This window comes from Alsobacter sp. SYSU BS001988 (assembly GCF_054796215.1).
The window spans coordinates 382,545-408,289 of record NZ_JBTAMK010000003.1; the positions used below are offsets into that span (position 1 = coordinate 382,545).

Annotated in this window: 19 protein-coding genes; 13 read left to right on the top strand and 6 right to left on the bottom strand. The window is 70.6% G+C overall.

The genetic code is table 11. From position 1 onward, the window contains the following. Positions 1–195 precede the first annotated feature (195 nt). Genes ACYVO7_RS08890 through ACYVO7_RS08900 form a run of 3 tightly spaced genes read left to right on the top strand, consistent with a single transcriptional unit; the run spans position 196 to position 5,253 of the window. The gene (locus ACYVO7_RS08890; RefSeq protein ID WP_460449587.1) at positions 196–879 is read left to right on the top strand and encodes a winged helix-turn-helix domain-containing protein; all 684 of its coding nucleotides are present in this window, start codon (positions 196–198) and stop codon (positions 877–879) included. Beyond that, positions 863–2,281, top strand: coding sequence for a sensor histidine kinase (locus tag ACYVO7_RS08895; RefSeq protein ID WP_460449460.1), 1,419 nt, complete (start codon positions 863–865; stop codon positions 2,279–2,281). The genes ACYVO7_RS08890 and ACYVO7_RS08895 overlap by 17 nt, the downstream gene beginning before the upstream one ends. After that, positions 2,278–5,253, top strand: a complete 2,976-nt coding sequence (locus tag ACYVO7_RS08900) for a bifunctional [glutamine synthetase] adenylyltransferase/[glutamine synthetase]-adenylyl-L-tyrosine phosphorylase (RefSeq protein WP_460449461.1) — start codon at positions 2,278–2,280, stop codon at positions 5,251–5,253. Before ACYVO7_RS08895 ends, ACYVO7_RS08900 begins: the two co-directional genes overlap by 4 nt. Before the next feature lie 10 nt (positions 5,254–5,263). On the opposite strand, the gene ACYVO7_RS08905 is transcribed toward ACYVO7_RS08900, so the two are convergent. The 4 genes from ACYVO7_RS08905 to fdhD all read right to left on the bottom strand — a co-directional run bounded on the left by ACYVO7_RS08905 (position 5,264) and on the right by fdhD (position 12,867). Then, positions 5,264–7,519: a sensor histidine kinase gene (locus ACYVO7_RS08905; protein ID WP_460449588.1), complete on the bottom strand. Its 2,256-nt coding sequence runs from the start codon at positions 7,517–7,519 to the stop codon at positions 5,264–5,266. 266 nt (positions 7,520–7,785) lie between these two features. Next, entirely contained in the window at positions 7,786–10,425 is a 2,640-nt protein-coding gene (gene pepN / locus ACYVO7_RS08910; RefSeq protein WP_460449462.1) for an aminopeptidase N, read from the bottom strand. Positions 10,426–10,504: 79 nt separating this feature from the next. Then, on the bottom strand, positions 10,505–11,899 hold the full coding sequence (locus tag ACYVO7_RS08915) for a cation diffusion facilitator family transporter (RefSeq protein WP_460449463.1): 1,395 nt from the start codon (positions 11,897–11,899) through the stop codon (positions 10,505–10,507). Between the two features lie 50 nt (positions 11,900–11,949). Next, positions 11,950–12,867: a formate dehydrogenase accessory sulfurtransferase FdhD gene (gene fdhD / locus ACYVO7_RS08920; protein ID WP_460449464.1), complete on the bottom strand. Its 918-nt coding sequence runs from the start codon at positions 12,865–12,867 to the stop codon at positions 11,950–11,952. 168 nt (positions 12,868–13,035) lie between these two features. Here fdhD and ACYVO7_RS08925 point away from each other — a divergent pair, with 168 nt between their 5' ends. The 6 genes from ACYVO7_RS08925 to ACYVO7_RS08950 all read left to right on the top strand — a co-directional run bounded on the left by ACYVO7_RS08925 (position 13,036) and on the right by ACYVO7_RS08950 (position 20,157). After that, positions 13,036–13,476 carry a VOC family protein gene (locus ACYVO7_RS08925; protein WP_460449465.1) on the top strand — a complete coding sequence of 147 codons (441 nt, stop codon included), beginning with the start codon at positions 13,036–13,038 and terminating at the stop codon, positions 13,474–13,476. Positions 13,477–13,556: 80 nt separating this feature from the next. Then, positions 13,557–14,585 (top strand): aldose epimerase family protein, encoded by a 1,029-nt coding sequence (locus ACYVO7_RS08930; protein ID WP_460449466.1) that lies wholly within the window; start codon positions 13,557–13,559, stop codon positions 14,583–14,585. 76 nt (positions 14,586–14,661) lie between these two features. Further along, on the top strand, positions 14,662–15,555 hold the full coding sequence (locus ACYVO7_RS08935) for a PfkB family carbohydrate kinase (RefSeq protein ID WP_460449467.1): 894 nt from the start codon (positions 14,662–14,664) through the stop codon (positions 15,553–15,555). Between the two features lie 32 nt (positions 15,556–15,587). Then, positions 15,588–16,628, top strand: coding sequence for a tagatose 1,6-diphosphate aldolase (locus ACYVO7_RS08940; RefSeq protein ID WP_460449468.1), 1,041 nt, complete (start codon positions 15,588–15,590; stop codon positions 16,626–16,628). Further along, positions 16,625–18,034, top strand: a complete 1,410-nt coding sequence (locus ACYVO7_RS08945) for an L-fucose/L-arabinose isomerase family protein (protein WP_460449469.1) — start codon at positions 16,625–16,627, stop codon at positions 18,032–18,034. Before ACYVO7_RS08940 ends, ACYVO7_RS08945 begins: the two co-directional genes overlap by 4 nt. Continuing rightward, positions 18,031–20,157, top strand: a complete 2,127-nt coding sequence (locus tag ACYVO7_RS08950) for a glycoside hydrolase family 31 protein (RefSeq protein WP_460449470.1) — start codon at positions 18,031–18,033, stop codon at positions 20,155–20,157. Before ACYVO7_RS08945 ends, ACYVO7_RS08950 begins: the two co-directional genes overlap by 4 nt. Here the strand turns inward: ACYVO7_RS08950 and ACYVO7_RS08955 are convergent. Then, positions 20,144–21,145 carry a tripartite tricarboxylate transporter substrate-binding protein gene (locus ACYVO7_RS08955; protein ID WP_460449471.1) on the bottom strand — a complete coding sequence of 334 codons (1,002 nt, stop codon included), beginning with the start codon at positions 21,143–21,145 and terminating at the stop codon, positions 20,144–20,146. The two genes, ACYVO7_RS08950 and ACYVO7_RS08955, sit on opposite strands and share 14 nt — an antisense overlap. Before the next feature lie 39 nt (positions 21,146–21,184). Continuing rightward, positions 21,185–21,904: a GntR family transcriptional regulator gene (locus ACYVO7_RS08960; RefSeq protein WP_460449472.1), complete on the bottom strand. Its 720-nt coding sequence runs from the start codon at positions 21,902–21,904 to the stop codon at positions 21,185–21,187. A gap of 220 nt (positions 21,905–22,124) precedes the next feature. Here ACYVO7_RS08960 and ACYVO7_RS08965 point away from each other — a divergent pair, with 220 nt between their 5' ends. The 4 genes from ACYVO7_RS08965 to ACYVO7_RS08980 are packed head-to-tail and all read left to right on the top strand — an operon-like array spanning position 22,125 to position 25,723. Beyond that, the gene (locus ACYVO7_RS08965; RefSeq protein ID WP_460449473.1) at positions 22,125–22,412 is read left to right on the top strand and encodes a UxaA family hydrolase; all 288 of its coding nucleotides are present in this window, start codon (positions 22,125–22,127) and stop codon (positions 22,410–22,412) included. 16 nt (positions 22,413–22,428) lie between these two features. After that, positions 22,429–23,634 carry a UxaA family hydrolase gene (locus ACYVO7_RS08970; RefSeq protein WP_460449589.1) on the top strand — a complete coding sequence of 402 codons (1,206 nt, stop codon included), beginning with the start codon at positions 22,429–22,431 and terminating at the stop codon, positions 23,632–23,634. A gap of 58 nt (positions 23,635–23,692) precedes the next feature. After that, the gene (locus ACYVO7_RS08975) at positions 23,693–24,769 is read left to right on the top strand and encodes a YeiH family protein (protein ID WP_460449474.1); all 1,077 of its coding nucleotides are present in this window, start codon (positions 23,693–23,695) and stop codon (positions 24,767–24,769) included. 9 nt (positions 24,770–24,778) lie between these two features. Then, on the top strand, positions 24,779–25,723 hold the full coding sequence (locus ACYVO7_RS08980) for a hydroxyacid dehydrogenase (protein ID WP_460449475.1): 945 nt from the start codon (positions 24,779–24,781) through the stop codon (positions 25,721–25,723). Positions 25,724–25,745 lie beyond the last annotated feature (22 nt).

Sequence of the window (25,745 nt, forward strand, 5' to 3'; positions counted from 1 at the left end):
CGGCGCCGAAGCAGGACATCGCGCTCGCCCCGCGTCGATCTCCTGCGCTCCCGGCCGCATCCTCCAACCGATGCGGCCGGGAAAGACGGCAGGCCGGGATTCAGCCCCCTCCCGGCCTGCCATTTTCGTCTCGAAATGCGCTCCGGACGCCGTTCGCCCCTCAACAGCCGGGCGTCTTGGAGGTATGTCATGGACATGAAGCTTCTGATCGTCGAGGACGACAAGGATTCCGCGGCCTACCTGGTCAAGGCGTTCCGCGAGACCGGGCACGTCGCCGACCACGCCGCCGACGGGCTCGACGGCTATGCGCTGGCGCGCGAGGGCGACTACGACGTGCTGATCGTCGATCGCATGCTGCCCAAGCTGGACGGCCTCTCCCTCATCCACGGCCTGCGCGAGCAGAAGGTTGAGACCCCCGTCCTGATCCTCTCCGCGCTCGGCCAGGTCGACGACCGCGTGAAGGGCCTGAGGGCCGGCGGCGACGACTACCTGCCCAAGCCCTACGCCTTCTCCGAGCTGCTCGCCCGCACCGAGGTGCTGGCGCGCCGCCGCCGGGCGGGCCCCGTCGAGGAGACGCGCTACCGCGTCGGAGACCTTCAGCTGGACCGGCTCTCCCACGAGGTGAGCCGGGCCGGGAAGCCGATCGAGCTCCAGCCGCGCGAGTTCCGTCTGCTGGAATACCTGATGAAGCACGCCGGCCAGGTGGTGACGCGCACGATGCTGCTGGAGAATGTCTGGGACTATCACTTCGACCCCCAGACCAACGTCATCGACGTCCATCTTTCCCGCCTGCGCGGCAAGGTCGACAAAGGGTTCGATCGTCCGCTGATCCATACGGTGCGCGGCGCGGGGTACATGGTCCGTGACGGCGCTCGGTAAGCTCTTCCGCACGACGGCGTTCAAGCTGTCGCTGGCTTACCTCCTCATTTTCACGCTGTTTGCGTTCTTCCTCCTCGGCTACATCGCCTTCAACGCGCGCCGGCTCATCGTCGACCAGGTCGCGTCGGTCGTGGAGGCGGAGACGCAGGGCCTCGCCGAGCAGTATGCGGCCGGCGGGCTTCGCCGCCTGGTCGACGTCATCGAGCAACGCTCGCGGCAGCCCGGCGCCTCCCTCTATCTCGTCGTCGGCCCAGCTGGCGAGAAGCTCGCCGGCAATATCGGCCGCCTCCCGGTGGACCTGCTGGCGACCCCCGGGCAGCGGCAGATCTCCTATTTCCACAATGACGACGACCAGCGGCCCCACGTGGCCCTGGTGCGCATCTACGAGCTGCCCGCGCGGGTGCGGTTGCTGGTCGGGCACGATCTGGCGGAGGCCGACCGCATGCGGCTGGTCATCCGCCGCGCCTTCGGGTGGTCGCTGACGCTCGTGATCGCCCTGGCTTTGCTCGGCGGCTGGTTCGTGACGCGGCGCGTGCTGGGCCGCATCGACGCCATGACGGACACGACGCGCGGCATCATGGCGGGCGACCTCTCCGGGCGTCTGGCGATCGCCGGCGCGAATGACGAGCTGGACCGGCTCGCGGTCAACCTCAACGCCATGCTGGACCGCATCGAGGAGCTGATGACCGGCCTCAAGGAGGTCTCCGACAACATCGCCCACGACCTCAAGACGCCCCTGACTCGCCTGCGCAACGGCGCGGAGGAGGCGCTGCGGACGGCCGAGAAGCCGGACGATTTCAGGCGCGCGCTGGAGGGCGCCATCGACGAGGCGGACAATCTCATCCGCGTCTTCAACGCCCTCCTGATGATCGCGCGGGCCGAGGCCGGGAGCGTGCGCGAAAACTTCGTGGCCTTCAACGTGGCCGAGGCCATGCGCGACGTGGTCGAGCTCTATGAGCCGGTGGCCGAGGAGGCCGGCGTCGCCCTGCGCCTGGAGGCGCCGCCCGACCTGACGGCCGTGGGCTCCCGCGAACTGGTCGGGCAGGCCCTCGCCAACCTCGTCGACAATGCGCTGAAATACGCCCGGCGCGACGCCCTCCCATTGCTGGAGGGCGCAAGCGCGGGCGATGCGTCCGCCATCCTGGTGACGGCCGGGCGGCGCGCGGACGGGATCGAGATCGTGGTCGCCGACCGCGGACCCGGGATCGCGGCCGCCGACCGCGCCCGCGCGCTGGAGCGCTTCATCCGCCTGGAGGGCGCCCGGACGAAGCCGGGCTTCGGGCTCGGCCTGTCCCTGGCCGCCGCCATCGCCCGCCTGCATGGCGGAACTCTCCGTTTGGAGGATAATCAGCCCGGGCTGCGCGCCGTGCTCGCGCTGCCGCAGAGGTCGGGAGCGCCATGACGGACATCGCAGCGGACGCGGGACGCGCTCCGCCGGACCCCCGCGCAGGGCCGCTCGCTGGGCGGATCGGCGCCGCCCCGAAGCTTGCGGACGCCAAGGGGGCGAACGCGCGCCTCGCCGAACTGCTGGCGGCGGCGGACGAAGGGGGCGTGGCCGCGCTCCGGCGGCGGGTCGAAGGCGGCGGCACCGTGAAAGCCCTTCTGGCCGGGCTGGCCGACCACTCGGGCTTCCTGTGGCGCCTGGCCACGGCCGACCCGGGCCGTCTCGCCGCGCTGCTGGACGCTGACCCTGCGGAGCGGCTGGCCGGCCTCGTCGCCGCGGTCGACGCCTCGTGGCGGCTGGCGGAGACCGAGACGGACCTGATGCGCCGCCTGCGCCGGGCCAAGCAGGAGTTGGCGCTCCTCGTCGCGCTGGCGGACCTGGGGGGCGTCTGGTCCGTCATCCAGGTCACCGAGGCGCTGAGCGACTTCGCCGACGCGGCGGTCGCCAGCAGCGTGCGGTGGCTCCTGGCGCAAAGCGCCGAGGCGGGCCGGTTTTCGCCGCCGCACGCCGATGATCCGGGCCGCGGCAGCGGCGTCGTCATCCTGGCTTTGGGAAAGCACGGCGCGCGCGAGCTCAACTATTCGTCCGACATCGACATCGTCGCCTTCTTCGACCCCGTCTCGGCGCCGCTGGCCGCGAATGTCGATGCGACGCCGTTCTTCGTGCGCATCCTGAAGGGCGTGGTGAAGCTCCTGCAGGAGCGCACGCCGGACGGCTACGTCTTCCGCACCGATCTGAGGCTGCGGCCTGACCCGGCCTCCACGCCGACCGCGATCCCGCTTCCGTCGGCCTTCGCCTATTACGAGACGGTCGGCCAGAACTGGGAGCGGGCCGCGCTGATCAAGGCCCGTCCCGTGGCGGGCGACCTTCCTCTTGGCGACGCGTTCCTGGCCGAGCTCGCGCCGTTCATCTGGCGCAAATATTTCGACTTCGCCGCCATCGCCGACATCCACGCCATGAAGCGGCAGATCCACGCCGTGCGCGGACATGACGCCATCGCGGTGGCCGGGCACAACATCAAGCTCGGCCGCGGCGGCATCCGCGAGGTGGAGTTCTTCGTCCAGACGCAGCAGCTCGTCTTCGGGGGCCGCCGGCCCCAGCTTCGCGGGCGCCGGACGCTCGATATGCTCACCGCCCTGCGCCAGGACGGCTGGATCTCGTCGACCGCCGAGACTCAGCTCGGCGCCGCATACCTGTTCCTGCGCACGGTCGAGCACCGGCTGCAGATGCTCGCCGACGAGCAGACGCAGGAGCTGCCCCACGACGAGGACAAGCTCGGCCGCTTCGCCCGGTTCTGCGGGTTCAAGTCCCTGGCCGCCTTCTCCAAGGCGCTGACCGCGCACGCGCTCAACGTCGAGAAGCATTACGCCCGCCTGTTCGAGGAAGGCGCGGAGCTCACGGCCACGGAAGGCGACCTCGTCTTCACCGGCGTGCAGGACGACCCCGAGACCCTGCAGACGCTGCGGCGGATGGGCTTCACCGATCCGGCCGCCACGGCCGAGACGGTGAGGGGCTGGCATTTCGGGCGCCGGCAGGCGGTCACCAGCCCGCGCGCCCGCGAAGTGCTGACCGAACTCGTCCCGCCGCTCCTGGCGGCCTTCGGCGGCAGCGCCGACCCGGACGGCGCGCTGGCGGCCTTCGACGCGGCGCTGGGGCGCATGCCGGCCGCCGTCGAGCTCTTCTCCATCCTCAAGAGCCACAAGCCGGTGCTCAGCCTGTTCGCCGACCTGCTGGGGTCGGCGCCGCGCCTCGCCGATACGGTGGCGAGCCGGCCGCATCTGCTGGACGCGCTGATCGATCCCGCGCTGGCGCGGCCCTATGGCGACGTCGACGAACTCGTCCACCGCCTCGGCCAGGCTGTGGGAGAGCCGGACCTGCTGGAGGATTTCCTCGACAGGCTGCGCGAAGCCGGGCAGCACGAGATGTTCCTCGTCGGGGCGCGGGTCCTGTCCGGATCGCTCGCGCTGAGCCGCATCGGCGAAGCGTATGCGGTGCTGGCCGAGGCCGTCATCAGGGTCGCGCTGCGCGACGTGGAGCGGCGCTTCGCCGCCGAGCATGGCCGCGTGCCGGGCGGGCGGCTCGCCGTGGTCGGCATGGGACGGCTCGGCTCGCGCGAGATGACCGCCACGTCCGACCTCGACCTGATCGTGCTCTACGATTTCGAGGAGGACGCGGCCGAGAGCGACGGTCCGCGGCCGCTCAACGCGGTGGTCTACTACACGAGGCTGACCCAGCGCCTGATCAGCGCCCTGACGGTCCCGACCCGCCGCGGCGTGCTCTACGCCGTCGACATGCGGCTTCGACCCTCCGGCAACAAGGGCCCGGCCGCCACCCAGTACAAGGGGTTCCTCTCCTACCAGCAGGGCGAGGCGGAGACGTGGGAGCAGATGGCGTTGACGCGGGCGCGGCCCGTCGCCGGCGACCCGCTGTTCATGGAGACGGTGGCGGGGTCGATCAACGCCATCCTGACCGTCGAGCGCGAGCCTGCCGCCGTGCGCCGCGACGCCCTGGCGATGCGCGCGCTGATCGCCCAGGAGAAGGGCGACCAGGACGGGTGGGACCTGAAGCTCGCCCGCGGCGGCCTGCTCGACATCGAGTTCGTGGCGCAGACCGTCGTGCTGATCCACGGCAGGCTCCATCCCAGCCTGGTGCGGACGGCCACCCACGACATTCTCGACGCCGCCATCGAGGCGCAGGCGCTGCCGGCCGAGACGGGGACGCTGCTGCGCGACGGCTACGCCTTCATGCGGGATCTGTTCCAGTGGCAGCGGCTCAGCGTGGCGGGGGACTTCGCCCCCTCGCAAGCCGCCGCGGGCCTCAAGCGCCGCATGGCGGCCGTCGTCGGCCTGCCGGACTTCCGCGTGCTGGAGCGCGAACTGGCCGACCTGCGCGCCCGGGTGGCGCAGGCCTGCGCGGAGCTTCTGTCCTGAGCGCGGCCCGTCAGTGCTTGGTGACCTGGGCCGAGGCGATCTCGAAGCCGCTGGGCGCCTTCAGCGGGAGGTGAAGCAGCACGATCGTGCCGGTGCCTTCGCAGGAGCGGATGCGCAGGCCCCCGCCATGCAGCTCCGCGAGCGAGCGGGCGATGGCCAGGCCGAGGCCGGAGCCGTCGGTCGGCTTGGTGGCGTCCATGTCCACCCATTCGAAGGGCCGGGCCAGCTTGGGCAACGCGTCCTTGGGGATGCCGACGCCGGTGTCCTCGACATAGATGTTGACCGAACCGCCGATCTTGCGGGCCCGGACCATGACCTTGCCGCCCTCGGGGGTGAACTTGACGGCGTTGGAGAGGAGGTGGCCGAGGATCTTCTCCAGCGCGCGGCGGTCGGCATGCACCATCGTGTCGGGCAGCGATTCCGCGGTGAGCGTCAGCCCGCGGGACCGGGCCGTCTCCGAGATGGCGCTGATGGCCGAGTTGACGGCCTCGTCGGCCAGGAGAGGCTCGCGCTTCATGCGCACGCGGCCGGCTTCCAGCTCGGCCATGTCCAGGATGTCGGCGATGAGGCCCAGGAGATACTCGCCGCTCTTGCGGATGTCGCGGCAGTAGTCGGTGTATTTGTCGCAGCCGAGCGACCCGAAGATCCCGGCCTCCATCACTTCCGAGAAGCCCAGGATGGCGTTCAGCGGCGTCCGCAGTTCGTGGCTCATCTTGGCCAGGAACTCTGATTTCGCGCGGTTGGCGCTCTCGGCCTCGGCCTTCTGCTCCAGGTAGCGCTCGGCGAGGTCGGCGAGCTGCTGGGCCTGCATCTCCAGGGTCTGGCGCGAGCGCTTCAGGTCCGCCACCGAGGCGGTGAGCTTGCGCTCGCTGTCCAGGAGGCGCTCTTCCTGGCGTTTGAGCATGGTGATGTCGGTGCCGACCGAGACGTAGCCGCCGTCCTTGGTCCGCCGCTCGTTGATCTGCAGCCATCGCGCGTCCGGCAGCTGCGCCTCGTAGCTGCGCGAGCCCGCCTTGTCCGGGGCCGTGTCGATCCGGTTTTGCACGACAGGCGGCGTCAGCGCCGCGGCGAGCGTCTCGTAGGGAGTGCCGGGCTGCACGGCCTCCGGCGCGAGATTGTGCAGCATCTGGAATTTCGAGTTGCACATCACGAGCTGGTTGTCGTCGTCCCACAGGACGAAGGCCTCCGAGATGGTCTCGATGGCGTCGCGCAGCCGCATGTCGGCGGTCGCGGTCTCCTGCGCCATCCGGCGCTGCTCGGTGATGTCGATGGCGATGCCGATCAGGTGCGGATCGCGGTTCTCCCCGTCGCGGACCAGCTCGGCCCGGGCCCGGACCCAGACCCAGTCGCCATTGGCGGCCCGCACCCGGAAGGCGTGGTCGACCGTGGTGGCCTCTCGGCTCGCCAGCGTGTCAGCCAGCGAGAACAGATCGCCGTCGTCGGGGTGCACGAGGCGGTTGACCTCGCCGAAGGACATGAACTCGCTGCTCCGCTCGTAGCCGAGCATCTCGTACATGGAGTCCGACCAGTAGAGCGTGCCGCGGGCGATGTCCCAGTCCCACAGCCCGCAGCGGCCGCGCGAGAGCGCGGTGTCGAGCCGGCGGCGGAAGCTGTCGCAGATCACGTCCGCCTGGCGGGCGCGCCAGGCCTGCCAGAAATAGGCGGTGCTGATGGCGGTGAGCACCAGCCCGGCCGCGCCGAGCAGGATCAGCGTCGAGGTGGTCCGCTGCCGCCACCCGGCCAGCGCGAGGTTGATCGGTTGGATGACCGCGATCTGGCCGTACGGGGCGGGGAGATTGCGGACGGTCGCGAGGGCCTTGGCGCCCGACCCCAGCGTGATGGCGATGACGCCCGCCTTGTCGGCGAACGTGGTCAAGGGCTGGGTCGGGCCGAGGACGTCCGTCAGGGTCGTCTGCGTGTAGAGGCCGCCGGGCAGGCTCGCCGTCACGGCGCCGGCCTCGTTGGTGACGAGCACGAACCGGCCGTCATGCAGGACATGGCCGGGGATGAGGGCGAGGACTTTGGAAGGAGACGCGCGGCCGGCGTCCTGGGCGAGGCGCCCGAACTCGGCGGTCGCGTAGGCTGCCAGGATGTCGATGTCGTTGGCGGCGTCGACGAGCGTCTCTTCGCGCGTCGCCGAGGCGTTCATGAAAGACACGCTGCCGAGCGCGACGACGAAGAGCCCCACCATCACCGGCACGATTCGCCGAAGCCAGGGCTCGATGTCGAGAAGCTTTACATAGGCCGGGTTGGCGAACGAACGCACCAAGCCGGGTATGGAATGCGCGCGTACGGAAGCGATGGCTGCGAATGAACGCGCCATGCGTTAACCCCCTCGGATCCTAAAACGCCCATTCGGAAGGACGTGCCGCATCTCTCCGAATCGGGATGATCTGAATCCGAGGGCGCTGATTTGTCCAGTTGTTAAGGGATGATTACGCCCAAAAAAATCGCTTGCCACAAAGGGTAGTATAGACCCCCGGACTACGACCATAGCGCGAAGGTTCAGCCAGGGCGAAGCTTGGCTTTACGCTAGGCCAGCGAGCGGGTGACGATGTCCGAAACGTCGGTCGAAAGGCCTTCCTGGGAGGCGATCCGGCGCAGCTCCGTTTCGGCTCGGCTGCGGCGGACCGGCTCCAGCGATCGCCATGTCCGGAAGGCCCCGAGGAGGCGTGCGGCGAGCTGCGGGTTCGCCCCGTCGAGCTGGAGCACGATGTCGGCCAGGAAGGCGTATCCGGCCCCGTCGGCGCGGTGGAACTGGGACAGGTTGGCCATCGCGAAGGCGCCGATGAGGGCGCGGGTCCGGTTGGGGTTCGACAGCGAGAAGCCCGGATGCCGCATTAGCCTGCGCACGCGGTCGAGCGTCCCCGTCTCGGCGATGGCGGCTTGCAGGCCGAACCATTTGTCGAGCACCAGGGGATCGGACGAGAAACGCTCGCCGAACGCCTGGAAGGCGGCTTCCCGGGCGGGGCCGGGATGCTGCGCCAGGACGCCGAGGGCGGCGATCTGGTCGGTCATGTTGTCGGCCGTCGCGAATTGCGCCTCGGCCAGAGGCACGCCCCGCTCGGGATCGCCGGCGGCCAGAAGGTCGAGCCCGGCGTTGCGCAGCGCGCGCCGTCCGGCGGCCTGGGCCGTGGGAGCGTAGGCTTCGCGGCTCGCCAGGGCCTCGTAGGTGCGGGCGAGCTGCGCCGAGATCGCCGAGCCGACATGGGCCCGCAACGTCTTGCGGGCGGCCAGGATGGCGTCCGGATCGATGTCGCGCCCGAGTTCGCGCGCCACGTCCGCCTCGCTCGGCAGCGCCATCACCTGCGCCGCGAAGGCGTGGTCCTCGGTATGGGCCAGCAATTCACCCAACGCCTGCGCGAAGGCGGGGTCGAGCTCCGGCGCCGTCTGGCTGCGCACCGCCTCGACGGCGCGCACCATCAGCCGCATGGCGTAGCTCTGCGCCGCCTGCCACCGGTTGAACGGATCCTCGTCGTGGCGGAACAGCGTCAGAAGGTCTTCCGACGACAGCTCCTGCTCCAGCCTCACGGGCGCGGAGAACTCCCGCAGCAGCGACGGGACGGGGACCTCCGGGACGTCGCGGAAGGTGATGCTGTCGGCCGTGCGGTCGAGCACGAAGAGACCCTCCGCCAACGGCTCGTGATCGGCCGGAGTCATCGCGAGGGCCGCGCCGCTGCGGCCCACGAGACCGAGCCGGATCGGGATCACCACCGGCGACTTTTCGGGCTGGCCCGGGGTCGGCGGCGTGCTCTGGGCGAAATCGAGGCGCAGCGTGCGCGCCTGCGCGTCGTAATGGCTCCTGACCGCCACCGACGGCGTGCCGGACTGGCGATACCACAGCGAGAAATGGGTCAGGTCGCCGCCGCTCGCCTCGGCGAAGCAGGCCAGGAAATCCTCCACGGTCGCCGCCGTGCCGTCGCAGCGGTCGAGATAGAGATCCATCCCCGCCTTGAAGGCTTGCGGACCCACGAGGGTCTTCAGCATGCGGATGAGCTCGGCGCCTTTCTCGTACACGGTCGCCGTGTAGAAGTTGTTGATCTCCCGATAGGCCGAGGGCCGGACCGGGTGGGCGAGGGGGCCTGAATCCTCGGCGAATTGCTGCGCCCGCAGGGTCCGCACGTCGGCGATGCGCTTCACCGCGCGGGATCGCTGGTCCGCGCTGAACTCCTGGTCGCGGAAGACGGTCAGGCCCTCCTTGAGGCAGAGCTGGAACCAGTCCCGGCAGGTGATCCGGTTGCCGGTCCAGTTGTGGAAATATTCGTGCGCGATGATCGCCTCGATGGCGGCGTAGTCGGCGTCCGTCGCCGTCTCCGAGCTGGCCAGGACGTATTTGTCGTTGAAGATGTTGAGGCCCTTGTTCTCCATGGCCCCCATGTTGAAGTCCGACACGGCGACGATGTTGAACACGTCGAGGTCGTATTCGCAGCCGAACGTCTCCTCGTCCCAGCGCATGGACCGGATGAGCGCGTCCATCGCGTAGCCAGCGCGGTCCTCCTTGCCCGGCTCCACATAGACGCCGAGCTCCACCCGCCGGCCCGAGCGGGTCGTGAATTCGCCTCCCACCCGGCCCAGCCTGCCGCCCACGAGCGCGAACAGATAGGCGGGCTTGGGATGCGGGTCGCTCCAGACGGCGAAATGGCGGCCGTTGGGCAGGACGCCGCGCGCGCCCGGATTGCCGTTGCCCAGCAGGACGGGCGCGTCCTCGGCGTCGGCCTCGATGCGGGTCGTGTAGACCGACATCACGTCGGGGCGGTCGAGGAAATAAGTGATCCGGCGGAAGCCCTCTGCCTCGCACTGGGTGCAGTAGACGCCCGACGAGCGGTAAAGCCCCATCAGCTTGGTGTTCGAGGTCGGGTCGAGCTGCGTCTCGATCGTCAGCCGGAACGGCCGCTCCGGCGGCGAGATCAGCGTCAGCCCCTGAGGGGACGCCTCATAGGCGTTGGGCGACAGCGCCAGGCCGTCGAGCGCGATCGAGACCAGCGTCAGCTCGTCCCCGTCCAGCGCCAGCGGAGCGCCGACGCGGCCCGCCGGATGAGGCCGCACCCCCAGCTCGGCGGTCACCCTGGTCCTGGTGGGATCCAGGCGCACGTCGAGCTCGACCGTATCGATCAGGTAATCCGCCGGGCGATAGTCCTCGAGGCGGATGGCGGGAGCTGCATCGGTGCGCATGGCGGTCTCGGCTGAAATCGGGGCCGCTGTTATCGACCGTTCGGGCCTGCGCCACAACCCGCGCCCGCTCTCCCGAAGGCTATGCGCGCGCCGCCGCCCTGACGGGCTCGGTGTGGCTGACGATGCGCGTGATCGCCGGCGCGTCGGCCCGCACGCATTGCTCGAGCCGGTCGACATGGTCGTGCACGGTCGTCACGTCGAGGGCCGGATCGACGCGGCAGTGATAGTTCACGACCAGCCCATGCCCGGGCGTCTCGCGGATGCGGATGCTGTGGACGTCCGAGATGACGCCCTGCCGGGCCGCGTGCGTCGCCAGGGAGGTCCGGATCCGCTCCGCCAGGGGACCCTCCACGTCATGGCCGGCGAGGCTGGCCACCACGAGCGGCTCGATATGGGTGTCGACCTCGGTGTCCGCGCCGAACTCCTCCCGCACGGCGCACTCGAAGCGCGTGGCGATGGTGTGCGCCGCTCCGAGGCTCATGCGCGCATCGACCTCCAGATCGACGCTGACGGAGAGGCGGCCGCCGATCTCCTGCACGGTGACGTGGTGGACGGGCACGCGCCGCTTGGCCGCGATGAGCAGCACGCGCTCCAGGATGGTCTCGTCGTCCAGCGCCACCGGGTTGGAGTTCACGGTCACGCTCGCCTCAGGAACCGCCGCGCTGATGGCGGCCGCGATGCGGTCCTTGATGGCGGTGACCCGGTCCAGCGGCAGCGTGCGCGACACGTCGACGGCGACCTCGCCGAAGACCTGCGCTCCGGCGGGCCTGACGCGGACCGGGCCGACGCCGACCACGCCCGGCGTGGACAGGGCGATGCCGCGGATCCGGTCCGCCAGCCCCGCGGGCGCCGCATCCACCAGCGTGTCGATGGTCCGGCGCCCCAGCCGGTAGCCCGCGATGGCGATGAACAGCGCCACCCCGATCGCCGCGAAGGCGTCCGCCTGCACGAAGCCGAGCTTCGTCGCCGCGAGGCCGATCAGGACCAGCGTGGACGAGACGAGGTCCGACGAGAAATGCAGCGCGTCCGCGGCGAGCGCGTGGCTGCGGGTTTCCTCGGCCACCTTCGTGAGCCCGCGCCAGCGGAAAAAATCCACCACGATCGAGACGATCAGAACCGCGAAGGCGAGCCAGGTGGCGTCCACCACGGCCATCTCGCCCAGGAGGCGCCGACCGGCTTCCCATAGCACCCCGACGGCCAGCACCATTAGGAGACCCGTCTCGATCAGGGCGGCGACCGCCTCGATCTTGCCGTGGCCGTAGTGGTGCTCGTCGTCCGCCGGCTTGTCGGCGGCGCGCACGGCGAAATAGGTGAGGATCGTCGCGCCCGTGTCCAGCAGGCTATGGCCCGCCTCCGAGAGCAGCGCCAGCGAACCCGAGAGGAGGCCCGCGACGAGCTTGCCGACCGTCAGCGCGGCGCTCGCCACGATGGACCAGAACGCCGCCTGCTCTTTGGCGTGCGCGTGCTCAGACATGGCGTCCCCCTGCGGATTCGATGCTGGGGTACAAGGTCCGCCGGGCTGGGTCAATCCGCCCGCGCGCTCTCCTTCAAGTTGAACGGAGACCTGTTGCGAGTGCTTCCGAAAAGCGAGTGCGGATCGGAAAAGACCTGGAAAGTATCGTTGCGCGCCAACGCAATCAGCGTGAGCCGATGTTCTTGCGAAAGCTGGACCGCGAGGCTTGTCGGCGCCGAGATTCCGGCAAGCGCCGGGATGCGGGCGGCCAGACACTTCTGCACGAGCTCGAAGGAGATGCGGCTGGTCATGAGGCAGAAGCCGGCGTGGCCGGGAACGCCTGTCCGGGCCATGTGGCCGATGAGCTTGTCGAGGGCGTTGTGGCGCCCGACATCCTCGCGCACGGCCAGGATCGCGCCATCCGGCGCGACGAAGGCGGCCGCGTGGACCGCGCCCGTCTCGCGGTTGAGCTGCTGCAACGGATAGAGGGCGTCGACGGCCCGGAAGACGGCGTCGCCGCTGATCTCCGGCCGTCGCCCGATCGGACCGAAGCGCCTTACCGCCTGCTCGAGCTCCACGATGCCGCAGATCCCGCACCCGGTCTGGCCGACGAGGTTGCGCCTGTTCTCCAAGAGCGCCTTCTGCCGGTGCTGCGGGATGATCGCCTGCGCCAGCATCCCCAACGCGATCGGCCGGATCAAGATCTCCTCGATCTCCTCCGCCCGGTCGACGATCTGCTCGGTCAGCGAGAACCCGACCACGAAGTCCTCGATGTCGACGGGGCTCGCCATCATGACGGCGTGGGCGATCCCGTTATAGGTGATCGAGACCGGGACTTCGGCCGCCAGCGTCCGGTCCCGCTCCACCGACGTTCCGTCGCGCGCCACCGCGACGGTCTGCGCCAGCACGCGCGGCGGCGGAGGTTCGGACAGGATCTCGATCTCGTCCTCGTCGCCCTCGAGGCGGTCGTCAGCCCGGTCGTCCTGCATGGGTCTCTCCTTCCCCGACGCGCCGAAAGAGGCGTCCGGGTCTGGCGTGCGGGGGTGTCCGCCGCCGCCATCGCCCTATAAGACTAGGGCGATCGGAGCCGTCCCGCCATCGCGCGGCGCCGGCTCGCGCGAAACGGACCGGCCGAACGGCCGAACAGGAGGCGCTCCATGGAATACCTGCACACGATGGTTCGCGTCGGCGACCTCGACAAGGCGCTCGACTTCTACTGCGCCAAGTTCGGGCTCGTCGAAGTGCGGCGCACGGAGAACGAGAAGGGTCGCTACACGCTCGTGTTCCTGGCCGCGCCGGGGGACGTGGACCGCGCCCGGGACAGCAAGGCGCCGCTGCTCGAACTCACCTACAACTGGGACGAGAAGGACTATGCGGGGGGCCGCAATTTCGGCCACCTGGCCTATCGGGTGGACGACATCTACGCGCTGTGCGACCGCCTCATGAAGGCCGGCGTCACGATCAATCGCCCGCCTCGCGACGGCTACATGGCCTTCATCCGCTCCCCGGACGGCATCTCGATCGAGCTGCTTCAGAAAGGCGAGCCGAAGCCCCCGGCCGAGCCCTGGGCCTCGATGCAGAACACCGGCAGCTGGTGACGACGTCTTCCGCCGCTCCGGCCCGTCGGGCCGCGAGCGGCGGTTCGATTCAAGACACGGAAGACCATGGGGGAGGGGGCATGACGGTGAGGGAGTTCGGCCGGCTGGGCGACGACGTCGTCCACGAGGTCACGATCCGGTCGAAGGCGGGCGCCGAGGCCCAGGTGATCACCTGGGGCGCGGTCCTGCGCGACCTGCGCGTCCCGCTTGCGTCGGGCGGGCGCCATCGCGTCGTGCTGGGCCTGCAGACGATCGAGGACTATGTCGAGCATTCGCCCCATATGGGGGCCATCGCGGGGCGCTACGCCAACCGGATCGCCGGCGGCCGCTTCCTGCTGGACGGCGTCGAACGCCAGCTCGATCGCAACCAGGCCGGCCGCCACGCCCTGCATGGCGGCGGCGCCGCTTTCGGCAAGCGGCTGTGGCGGCTCGCGGCGCATGACGAGACCTCCGTCGCGCTGACGCTCGTCTCTCCGGACGGGGACGGCGGATACCCGGGACAGCTCACGGCGACCTGCGTCTACCGCATGGTCGAGCCCGCGACGCTGCGGGTCGAGCTGACGGCCGTCGCCGACGCGCCGACGATCGTCAATCTGGCCCAGCACGCCTACTGGAACCTCGACGGCTCGCCCTCGGTGCTGGACCACGAGTTGGAGGTCGACGCCTCCTTCTACACCCCTGTGGACGAGGACCTGATCCCCACCGGCGAGGTGAGGGCCGTCGCCGGAACGCCCTTCGACTTCCGCAGCCTTCGGCCGATCCGGTTCGCCGGGCGGGACGGCGCGCCGTTCCGCTACGACCATAATTTCGTCCTCTCGGCTCCCCGGCCCACCCGCGACCAGCTTCTGCGGCGCGCCGCGCGGCTCCGCTCGCCGCGCAACGGCCTGACGCTCGAGCTGCACACGACCGAGCCCGGCGTCCAGGTCTATGATGGCCACAAGGTGGACGTCGCCGCGCCGGGACTGGACGGCGCCCGCTACGGCGCGAACGCCGGCCTGTGCCTGGAAAGCCAGGTCTGGCCGGACAGTCCCAACCGGCCCCATTTCCCCGATCCGACCCTGCGGCCCGACGAGGTGTATCGGCAGATCTCGGAATACCGCTTCGCGTGAGTCTTGTATAAGACCTGCGGCTTGATAGTGTCGTGAGCGGCCGGCCAGGGCGCCGGACCAGGATGGGGGAGGGTCCATGCCGGGCGTCTTGTGCGTGGGCATCGCAACGCAGGACTATGTCTTCGCGGTCGACGTGATGCCGGCCACGGCCGAGAAGCATCGCGCGCGCGACCTCGCCGTCGTGGGCGGCGGCATCGCGGCGACCGCCGCCGTGGCGGTGTCGCGCCTGGGCGGACGGGCGATGCTGATCACGAGGCTGGGCGACGACGCGGTCGGCGAGGCCATCGTGGCCGCCCTCGCGCAGGAGGGCGTCGACTGCTCCCTGGCGCCCCGGACGCCGGGCCGCCGCTCGCCGCAATCCTCCGTCATCGTGGACGCCAAGGGGGAGCGGCTCGTGGTGAGCTATTCGGATCCCGCCATGCCGCCGCGCCTGGACGCCGTCCCGCCGCGGCTTCCTCCGGGCGTGGAGGCCGTGATGGCCGACACGCGGTGGGAGGAGGGCGGCCTGCAGGCCTTCGCGGCGGCCCGGGCTTCGGCCGGCATCGGCGTGCTCGACGCCGATCGCGCCCCGGCGCTGCGCGGCTTCACGGAGGCGGCCACGCATGTGGCCTATGGGGCGCAGGCCCTGCGCGAGATGACGGGCCGCGACGATGTGCGGGCCGCGCTCGCCGACGCCGCGCGCGCGGCCTCCAACTGGGTCGCCGTCACGGACGGCGAACGGGGCGTCTATTTCACCGAGGACGGCCGGATCGCGCACGAGCCGGCTTTTCCGATCACCCCTGTCGATACGCTCGGGGCGGGAGACGTCTTCCACGGCGCGCTGGCGCTCGGGCTGGCGGAAGGCATGGGCGAGCGCCTCGCGGTGCGCTTCGCCTCGGCCGCCGCCGCGATCAAATGCACGCGCTTCGGCGGCCGCGCGGGCGCGCCGACGCGCGACGAGGTCGACGCGCTGATGAGGCGCGCCGCTTAAGGCCGCCTGGATCGAACATGGGAGGCGCCGCGATGGAACTGTCGCCGGGCAAGCTGTGGGGGCTCCGCCGCATGGCGGACGCGCAGGGACGCTTCAAGATGACGGCGGTGGACCAGCGTCCGCCGATCAAGAACCCCATCCGGGAGGCCCGCGGGACCGACGCCGCGCCCTATGAGGACGTCGCGGCGTTCAAGCTCATGCTCGTCGAGGAGCTCCAGGGCGAATCCAGCGCCATGCTGCTCGACCCGCATTTCGCGCTTCCGGGCGGCATGACGTTGCTCTCCCCCGCCAAGGGCCTGATCGTCACCCTGGAGGACTCGATCTTCCAGGACACGCCCGGGGGGCGGCTCTCGGCCGAGATCGACGACTGGTCAGTCGAGAAGATCAAGCGCTGCGGCGGCGACGCCGTGAAGGTGCTGGCCTGGTACCGTCCGGACGCCGCGCCCGAGGTGTGCAGGGCGCAGGAGGATTTCGTCGCCCGGGTCGGCGAGGCCTGCGCCCGCTATGACATCCCGTTCGTGTTCGAGCTCCTGGTCTATCCGCTTCCCGGCGAGGCGAACCAGACCACCCAATATGTCGAGATGGCCGACAAGAAGGCCGAACTCGTGCTCGACAGCGTGCGCCGCTTCGCGCATCCCCGCTACGGGGTGGACCTGTTCAAGCTGGAGAGCCCCGTCCCGGCCCGCGACTGCCTGGCCGCCGCCTCCGGCGGGCCCTCCGTGCAGGAGCATTTCGACGAGTTGGGCCAGGCCGCGGGACGCCCCTGGGTCATGCTCTCGGCCGGCGCGGGCATGCAGGAGTTCAAGGCCATCCTGGACTGCGCCTACAAGGCGGGCGCATCCGGCTACCTCGCCGGGCGGGCGATCTGGGCGCAGCCCTTCAGGCGTTTCCCCGAATGGGAGGAGATCCGCGCCGGCCTGCGGCTCGACAGCGTGTCCTACATGCGCGAGCTGAACGCCATGACGGACGCCAAGGCCAAGCCCTGGTTCGCCCATCCGCTCTATGGCGGAACGGTCAGGGTCGCCAATGTCGACGGCTCGTTCCGGCACGACTACCAGGGCTTCGGGCCATGACGCTGCGCATCGGCCTCCTTCCGCTCGCCCGACCCACCTTCGACGTGCCCTATGCGGAGGAGATGGCGGCGCGCGCCTTCGCCGCCCTGGAGGCCGCCGGCTTCGCCCTCTCGGGCGATCGGGCTCTGCTCTTCGACGCCGCGGCGACCCGGGCCGCGCTGGCCCGGCTGCAGGACGAGCCGCTCGATCTCGTGCTCATCCTCCAGGTCACCTTCGCGGACGCCACGATGGCGGTCGAGATCGCGCGCGCCGTGTCCGCGCCGCTCGCCATCTGGGCGCTGCCGGAGCCGCGGGCCGGCGGACGTCTGCGCCTCAACGCCTTCTGCGGCATGAACCTGGCCCTGCATGCGCTGGGCCGCGCCGGCCTTCCGGCCGGATGGCTCTACGCCGCCCCGGAGGACGCCGCGGCCCCGCGGCGCCTGGCGTCCCTGGCGGCTGGGCGGGAGGCCGTCCGGACCGCCCCCGCGGCTCTGCGCCGCGAGCCGAGCGACGAGGACCGGGCCCGCGCGGCGGAGGCGCTCGGACGGCTTCGCGGGGTGCGCGTCGGCCTGGTCGGCGAGCACCCGGCCGGCTTCGACACATGCCGATACGACCCGGCCGAGCTGAATCGGCTTCTCGGCGTCGAGGTGCAGCGCATTGCCCTGCCGGACCTTTTCGCCCGCGCTGAAGCGGCGGATGAAGGCGAGGTCGCGACCCTGCGCGCCCGTCTCGACGGGAGCGTCTCGGGACTGGCCGATCTGGACCAGCCGCAGCTCGAGCGTTCGCTGCGGGTCTATGACGCGCTGGCCGGGATGGCGCGCGAGCAGGGCCTGCAAGGCCTCGCCCTGCGCTGCTGGCCGGAGATGTTCACCGACTATGGCTGCGCCGCCTGCGGCCCGTCCGGCCTGCTGAGCGGGGAGGGCGTGCCCTGCGCCTGCGAGGCGGACGTCTACGGCGCGCTGACCGCACTGATGCTGCAGGGCGTGGCCGGCGAGCCCTCCTGGCTCGTCGACATCGTCGACATCGACGCCCAGGACGACACGGCCGTGCTGTGGCATTGCGGCTCCGCTCCCCTCCAGATGGCCGATCCGCAGGTCCGGCCGCGCGCCCAGATCCATTCCAACCGCCGCATGCCGCTCCTGGCCGAGTTCACTCTCAAGCCCGGCCGCGTCACGGTGGCCCGGATCAGCCAGGCCCGGAACGAGCCGAAGCTGGTGCTGGCCGGCGCGCAGGTCCTGCGCGCCCCGATGAGCTTCACCGGCACGTCCGGGGTCGTGCGCTTCGACGCCTCCGCCGGCGACGTCATGTCGGCCATGATGGACGAGGCTCTCGAGCACCATGTCGCGCTCGTCTATGGCGAGCGCCGCCCGGCGCTGAGGGCGATGGCCGCGGAATTGGGCCTTCCCGTGCTGGAGCTCACGCCATGAGCCGTCCCGTGACGACCGACCCATCCGCCCTGGCCGCCCCGGCGGAGCCGCTCTGGTCCCGCGTGCCGCCGCTAAGGGTCGCCGGCGCGGCCGAGCGCGTCGGCGCCGGCGCGTTCCGCATCCCCACCGGGGAGGGGCCTCTGCTGGTGACGGCGCTGCAGGACGGGGTGCGCCTGCGCATCGGTCCCGCCGACCTGCCGCGCTACCCCATCCTCGTCGCTGACCCTGAGGAGCACCCCGCCGAGCTGTCCCGGCGAGGCGACGCATCGGTGCTGCGCTGGGCGGATTTCGAGCTGGAGATCTCGGACGCGCCGCTGGCCTTCCAGCTGAAGCGCGGGGGCGTTCCGGTGCAGGGCAGCGCCACGGACGGGCACTTCGTGCGCGAGCACCGCCTGCCGCCCTTCGCCAGGCTGGAGCGCGGCTGGTTCGTCGCGCTCGACCTTCATTCGCCGGAACCCGTCTACGGGTTGGGCGAGAAGTGGGGCCGCCTCGACAAGCGCGGGCAATGGGTCCGCTCCGAGGTGTTCGACGCGCTCGGCGTCAATGGCGAGCGCGCCTACAAGAACACGCCCTTCGCGTGGTCTCCCGGCGCGCCGGGGCGGTCGGCCTGGGGCCTGTTCGTCCATACGCCCGCCTGCGTGATGCATGCGGTCGGCCACCCCCTCTGGTCGCAGCGCGCCTATGGGCTCGTCGTCGAGGAGCCGCGCCTCGACCTGTTCCTGCTCGCCGCCGAGGACGGGGCGAGCCTCCTGCGCGCCTATACGGACCTGACCGGCCGCGCCCCCACGCCGCCCTATTGGTCGTTCGGGGCGATCCTCTCCAAAGCCTACTATCGCACCGGGGACGAGATCCTGGAGGCGGCCCGCGCCGTGCGGGCGCGCGGCATGCCGTGCGACGTGATCACCTTCGACGGACGGGCCTGGCAGGACACCGACAGCCGGTTCCATTTCGGGTTCGACCCGAAGCGCTATCCCGACCCGAAGGGGCTGCTCGACGAACTGAAGGCCCTGGACTTCAAGGTCTGCGTCTGGGAATACCCGCTGGTTTCGGTCGACGGCCCCCATTTCGCCGACTTCGCCGAAAAAGGCTGGCTGCTGCGCGACCGCCGCAGCGGCGAACCCTATCGCTACGCCTTCGATCCCGAGCCGTTCGGGCAGGTGCTGACGCAGCTCCCCGTCTCCGGCATCGTCGATTTCACCCATCCCGACGCTTACGCCTGGTGGCGCGACGCCCACGAGACGCTGTTCGCGATGGGCGTCGACATGATCAAGTCGGATTTCGGCGAGCAGGTCGAGCCGGATTGCCTCGCCCATAACGGCGACGAGGGCGCGCGGCTGCACAACGTCTATCCGCTTCTCTACAACGCCTGCGTCTACGAGGCGGCCGAACGCTACGGCCGGACCGGCGCCTTCCTGTTCGGCCGCGCGGGCTGGGCGGGATCGCAGCGCTATCCGGTCCAGTGGGGCGGCGACCCGCAGGCGGACTGGGAGGGCATGGCCGCCTCGATCCGCGGCGGCCTGTCCTGGGGCCTCAGCGGCGGCCCGTTCCACGCCAGCGACATCGGCGGCTTCTACAAGGACCGTCGCGATCCCGAGCTCTATGTTCGCTGGACCCAGGCGGCGATCTTCATCTCCCATCTCCGGTTCCACGGCATCGGCGCGCGGGAGCCTTGGAGCTACGGACCGGAGGCCGACGCGGCCGTCAGGGCGGCGCTGGACCTGCGCTACCGGCTGCTGCCCTACCTGTGGGAGACGGCCCAGGAGGCGACGCGCAGCGGCATGCCCGTCCAGCGCGCCATGGCCCTGGCCTTTCCGCAGGACCCGGCCGCATGGGCCTTCGAGGAGCAGTGGATGTGCGGCCCGGACCTTCTGGTCGCCGCCTGCCCGCGGCCGGGTGGCGTCGTGCAGGTCTACCTGCCGGACGGGCGATGGACCCGGTTTCCGGGGGGCGGCGCGCCGCTGGACGGCGGCCGCGTGCTGCGCCTCGCGCTGCGGCTGGACGAGATCGCCGTCTTCGCCCGGGAGGGCGCCGCGATCCCGCTCGGCCCGGCCGTGCGCAGCACGGCGGAGACCGGCGGGGCGCCGAAGGTGGACGCTGTCTGGCGGGCGGCTACTCCGCCTTGAAGCCGGCCTTCTGGATCACGTCCGCCCACTTCTTCACCTCTCCCTTGAGATAGGCGTCGAGCGCGGCGGGCGTGCGCTGGTCGGCGGGGAACGTCAGCGTCCCCAGGTCGCTGAAGCGCTTCAGGATGGTCTCGTCCGCAAGCGCCTTCTGGAGCGCTGCGTTGAGCTTGGCCACCACGGGCGCGGGCGTCTGGGCCGGCGCGTAGAGCCCGTGCCAGACGGTGACCTCGAAGCCCTGCAAGCCGGCTTCGGCGAGGCTGGGCAGCTTCGGCAGCTGCTCGAGCCGCTTGCCGGAGGTGACAGCATAGGCCTTGATCTTGCCGCCCTCGATCTGCGGGATGGCGTTGGTGGTCTGGTCGCACAGCACGTCCACCTGGCCGGCGACGAGGTCGTTCATCGCCGGGCCGGTCCCCTTGTAGGGAATGTAGGTGAAGCTGACGCCGAGCGCCTGGTTCAGCATAAGGCCGCACAGGTGCGAGCCCGAGCCCACGCCCGCATGGGCCACGTTCACCTTGGGTCCGTCCGCCTTCAGCTTCGCCAGGATCTCGGCCGCCGTGCCGGGCGGGTAGTCCGCCCGCGCGGTGAGCACGAAGGGGCCGTAATTGATGAGCCCGATGGGCGAGAAGGCCGCCGTCGTGTCGTAGCGCAGCTTGTACATGGAGGCTCCGGCCGCCAGCGCGACGTGGTGGATCAGCAGCGTGTAGCCGTCCGGCGCGGATTTCGCGACCCGCTCGGCCCCGGTGGTGCCGCCCGCTCCCGCCACGTTCTCGATGATGATCTGCTGGCCCAGGCTGGCCGACATGTTCTGCCCGACCAGGCGGGCGATGACGTCGGAGGGTCCCCCGGCCGCATACGGGACCACGAGGGTGATCGGCTTCGCCGGATAGTCCTGCGCGCCAGCGCCCAGGGGCGCGAGCAGGGCCATGCCGAACCCGGCGGCGACAGCGACGGCGGCATGGCGGAGACGTCCGCGAACGGTGGCGGCCATTCTTGTCCTCCCTTGGGGCTGAAGTCCCGACTTCTTGCTTTATTTCAGGTCGGAACTGTAGTGAAAATCGTCCGTCAGGCAATGACTCACGCGCCATTCGACCGGCTCGCCGCTCAGCGCGAAGGCGACGCGGTCGATCAGCAGGGCCGGCCTGGATTCGTCCACCTCCAGCAGCAGGGCGGATTCGGAGCTCAGCGCGACGGCCTTCAGCCGCTCGTGGGCGCGCGCCACCGTCACGCCGTAGCGGCTTGCGTAGAGCCCGTAGAGATTGTTCGGGACGCTCCCCTCGATGAGGCCCGGAAACAGCGCCGCCGGCAGCGTCACGCGCTCGGCGATGATGGGGCGGCCCCCCAGCGACCGCACCCGCCCGATGCGGTAGACGTCAGCGCCGGCCTCGAGCCCCAGCACGCGCGCCTCGTCGTCCGTCGCCGCCGCGAGGCGGGCGGAGACCACCTTGCTCTCCGGGAACGCAGCTTCGCCGCTGTCGGGCAGCAGCTTGAAGAACTGGAAGAGGATGCGGGCCTCGTCATGCTCGGCGACGAAAGTGCCGCGCCCCTGGCGGCGGACGACGAGATTCTCGGCGGCCAGCGCGTCCAGCGCCTTGCGGACGGTGCCCTGGCTGACGCCGAGTTCGCCCGCAAGCTCGAACTCGCTCGGAAGCATCTGGGCGGGCAGCCAGACGCCGTCGACGAGGCGCTTCACCAGCGCATCCCGGACCTGGGCGTAGAGGGGCCGATACGCGCCACGGGCGGGCGCCATCGGTGCGTCGTCGTCTGACATCGTTGACACGATACCCCCTCGTGAGTCTTATACAAGACCGGAAGGCGCTAGAACGTCCGCTCGGGCCACGGAATGATGGATCATTCCGCCCTCCCGCGCGGCGAGACGCAAGGGCGACTTTCGGGCGAACGCGCCGGCGCCCGGCTCCAGGGCTGGCGAGCCCTGGCCCCAACGCCATGCCTGGAGGAAGAAGCGCGCGATGAGCATACCCCACTGCCTCGTCCACGGACCCAAGGACACGGTCGGCGTCGTGGTCGTCGAAGGCCTCGAGGCCGGAACCGACATGCTGTGCCTGATCACCGAGAACGACACCACCTTCCGCCTCAAGGCGGAATCCGCGATCCCGATCGGCCACAAGGTCGCGCTCCGCGACATCAAGTCGGGCGAGACGATCGTGAAATATGGAGAGGACATCGGGCGAGCCGTGGCCGACATCCGCAAGGGCGAGCACCTGCATGTCCACAACGTGAAAACGAAGCGCTGGTGAGGATCCCGCAATGGCCATGACGACGAGCACGAGCGAGGCCGGCGGGGGCTCCGGCGCGAATCTGAAGGTGATGGGCTGGCGCCGCGAGAACGGCCGCGTCGGCGTGCGCAACCACGTGGTGATCCTGCCGCTGGACGATCTGTCCAACGCGGCCTGCGAGGCCGTGGCGAACAACATCAAGGGCACGATGGCCCTCCCGCACGCCTACGGGCGCCTGCAGTTCGGACAGGACCTCGACCTGCACTTCCGCACGCTGATCGGGACGGGATCGAACCCCAACGTCGCCGCCGTCGTGGTGATCGGCATCGAGGACGGCTGGACCAGCCGCGTCGTCGAGGGGATCAAGAAGACCGGCAAGCCGGTCGTCGGGTTCGGCATCGAGGGCTACGGCGACATCGCCACCATCGCCAAGGCCTCGTACGAGGCCAAGAAGATGGTGCAGTGGGCGACCGAACTGCAGCGCGAGGAGGTCGACATCTCCGAGCTGTGGATCTCGACCAAATGCGGCGAGTCCGACACCACCACCGGCCTGTCGTCCTGCCCGACCGTGGGCAACATGTATGACAAGCTGCTGCCGCGCGGCGTCTACGGCGTCTTCGGCGAGACCTCCGAGATCACCGGCGCCGAGCACCTGTGCAAGGCGCGCGCTGCCACCCCCGAGGTGGGCGAGCGCTGGTACAAGATGTGGAAGGCCTACCAGGACGACGTGATCGAGGCGCACAAGACCGACGACCTCTCCGACAGCCAGCCCACCAAGGGCAACATCGCCGGCGGCCTCACCACCATCGAGGAAAAGGCGATGGGGAACCTGGAGAAGATCGGCCGGAACTCGCGCTACATCGACATCCTGGAGCCGGCCGAGACGCCGGCCAGCGGCCCCGGCCTGTACTACATGGACACGTCCTCGGCCGCGGCCGAATGCGTGACCCTGATGGCGGCGGGCGGCTATGTGGTGCACACCTTCCCGACGGGCCAGGGCAACGTGATCGGCAACCCGATCGTGCCGGTCATCAAGATCTCCGGCAATCCCCGCACGATCCGGACCATGGGCGAGCACATCGACCTCGACGTCTCCGGCATCCTGCGGCGCGACATGACGATCTCCCAGGCGGGCGACGCGCTGATCGAGATGATCGTGCGCACGGCCAATGGGCGCCTCACCGCGGCCGAGGCTCTCGGCCATCGGGAGTTCGTCATGACCAAGCTCTACCGCAGCGCCTGACGCCTCGGGCCGGACGCCTTGCGCGTCCGGCTCCCTCCTGAGACAAGCTCGAGTCCCTATGGCGAACCAGGCCTCTTCCGCCGCGAGTACGAGGTCCATCCGGGTCGCCGGAGCCCTGCGGCTGACGCGCCGCCTGCTGCCCGGCGTCGCGCTGTCCGCCCTCGTCGCGATCGCGGCGAGCATGGCCGAGCCCCTGACGGGCCGCATGATCCACGACTGGACGGGGCGCGCCATCGTCGTGCCGGCCGTCGTGCTCGCGCTGCTCTTCGGCATGGCCCTGCACTGGGCGGCCGCGAGGCCTGCCTTCGAGCCCGGCATGGCGTTTTGCGTCAAGAAGCTGCTGCGCTTCGCCATCGCGCTGCTCGGCCTGCGCATCGCGCTGGGAGACATCGTCGCGCTGGGGCTGGGCACGGTCGTGATCGTGGTGGTCGCGATGGCCGTGACGGTCGCGAGCGGGATGGCCTTCGCCCGGCTGCTCGGACGCGACGCCGCCTATGGGGCGCTGGCCGGCGGCGCGACGGCGGTGTGCGGAGCCTCCGCCGCGCTCGCGACCTCGACTGTCCTGCCGGACTACAAGACCCGCGACGCCGACACGGTGTTCACCGTGGTGGCCGTCAACGCGCTCTCGACCCTCGCCATGGTGGCCTATCCGGCGCTGGGCCCCGTGCTTGGGTTCGACGACAGGACGACCGGGATCCTGCTCGGCGCGACCATCCACGACGTCGCGCAGGTGGTCGGCGCGGGCTATTCGGTCTCCGAGACGGCGGGCGCGTCCGCCCTCATCGTCAAGCTGTTCCGCGTCTTCCTGCTGCTGCCGGTGGTCGTCGGCATCGGCTGGTGGTTCTCTGACCGGGGCGGCCACGCCGAGAACGCGCGCGTTCCCGTGCCGGTGTTCGCGCTGGTGTTCCTCGCGCTGGCTCTGCTCAATTCGACCGGCGTCGTGCCCGCCGGGCTGCGGGCGGCCGTGGGCCAGGTCTCCGGCTGGGGCCTCCTCGTCGCCATCGCGGCGCTGGGGCTTGGAACCTCCGTCACCGCCATCCTGCGCGTCGGCTGGCGCCACGTCGCGGTGGTGTGCGGAACCACGGCCGTGATCCTGGGAACGGTGATCGCCGGCCTCCTCGTCCTGCATCGATAGGAGGTCCCCGTGGCCGACATCGTCATCACCGAGTTCATGGACGAGGCCGCCGTCGCGGATCTCGCGGCGCGGCGCGACACGCTCTACGACCCGGGGCTGGTCGACCGCCCGGCGGATCTCCTGGCGGCGGCCCGGGACTGCCGCGCCCTGGTGGTCCGCAACAGGACGCAGGTTCGCGGCGACCTTTTGGCCGCCGCGCAGCGTCTCGTCGTGGTCGGGCGGCTCGGCGTCGGCCTCGACAATATCGACATGGCCGCCTGCGCGGCGCGCGGCGTGGTCGTCCGCCCCGCCACGGGCGCGAACGACGTCTCGGTGGCGGAATATGTGATCGCCAGCGCCATGCTCCTGCTGCGCGGAGCCTATGGGGCGACGCCCGACGTCGTCGCCGGCCGCTGGCCCCGAAACGCGCTGATGAACGGCCGTGAGATCAGCGGCAAGCGCCTCGGCCTGATCGGCTTCGGCTCCATCGCCCGCGAGACCGCGCGCCGCGCCGGCGCGCTCGGCATGAGCATCGTCGCCCACGACCCCTTCGTGCCGACCGACGCCCCCGTCTGGGGCGAACTCGGCGCCCGGCCGGAAAGCCTCGACGCCCTGCTCGCCGCCAGCGACGTCGTGAGCCTGCACGTGCCGCTGACGGACCAGACTCGGTCCCTGCTCGACGCCGCCGCCATCGCCCGGATGGCGCGGGGCGCGATCCTCATCAACGCCGCCCGGGGCGGCGTGGTGGACGAGCCGGCCCTCGCCGAGGCCCTGAGGGCGGGCCGGATCGGCGGGGCCGCGCTGGACGTGTTCGACGTGGAGCCGCTCCCGGCCGACAAGGCCGCGATCTTCGCCGGCTGCCCCAACCTGATCCTGACGCCGCACATCGCCGGCCTGACCGAAGAGGCCAATGGCCGCGTCTCCAGCCTCACCGCCGCCAACGTGCTGCACGAACTGGAACGCGCCGGCGCATGACGGCTCTGACGAGGATGCTTCG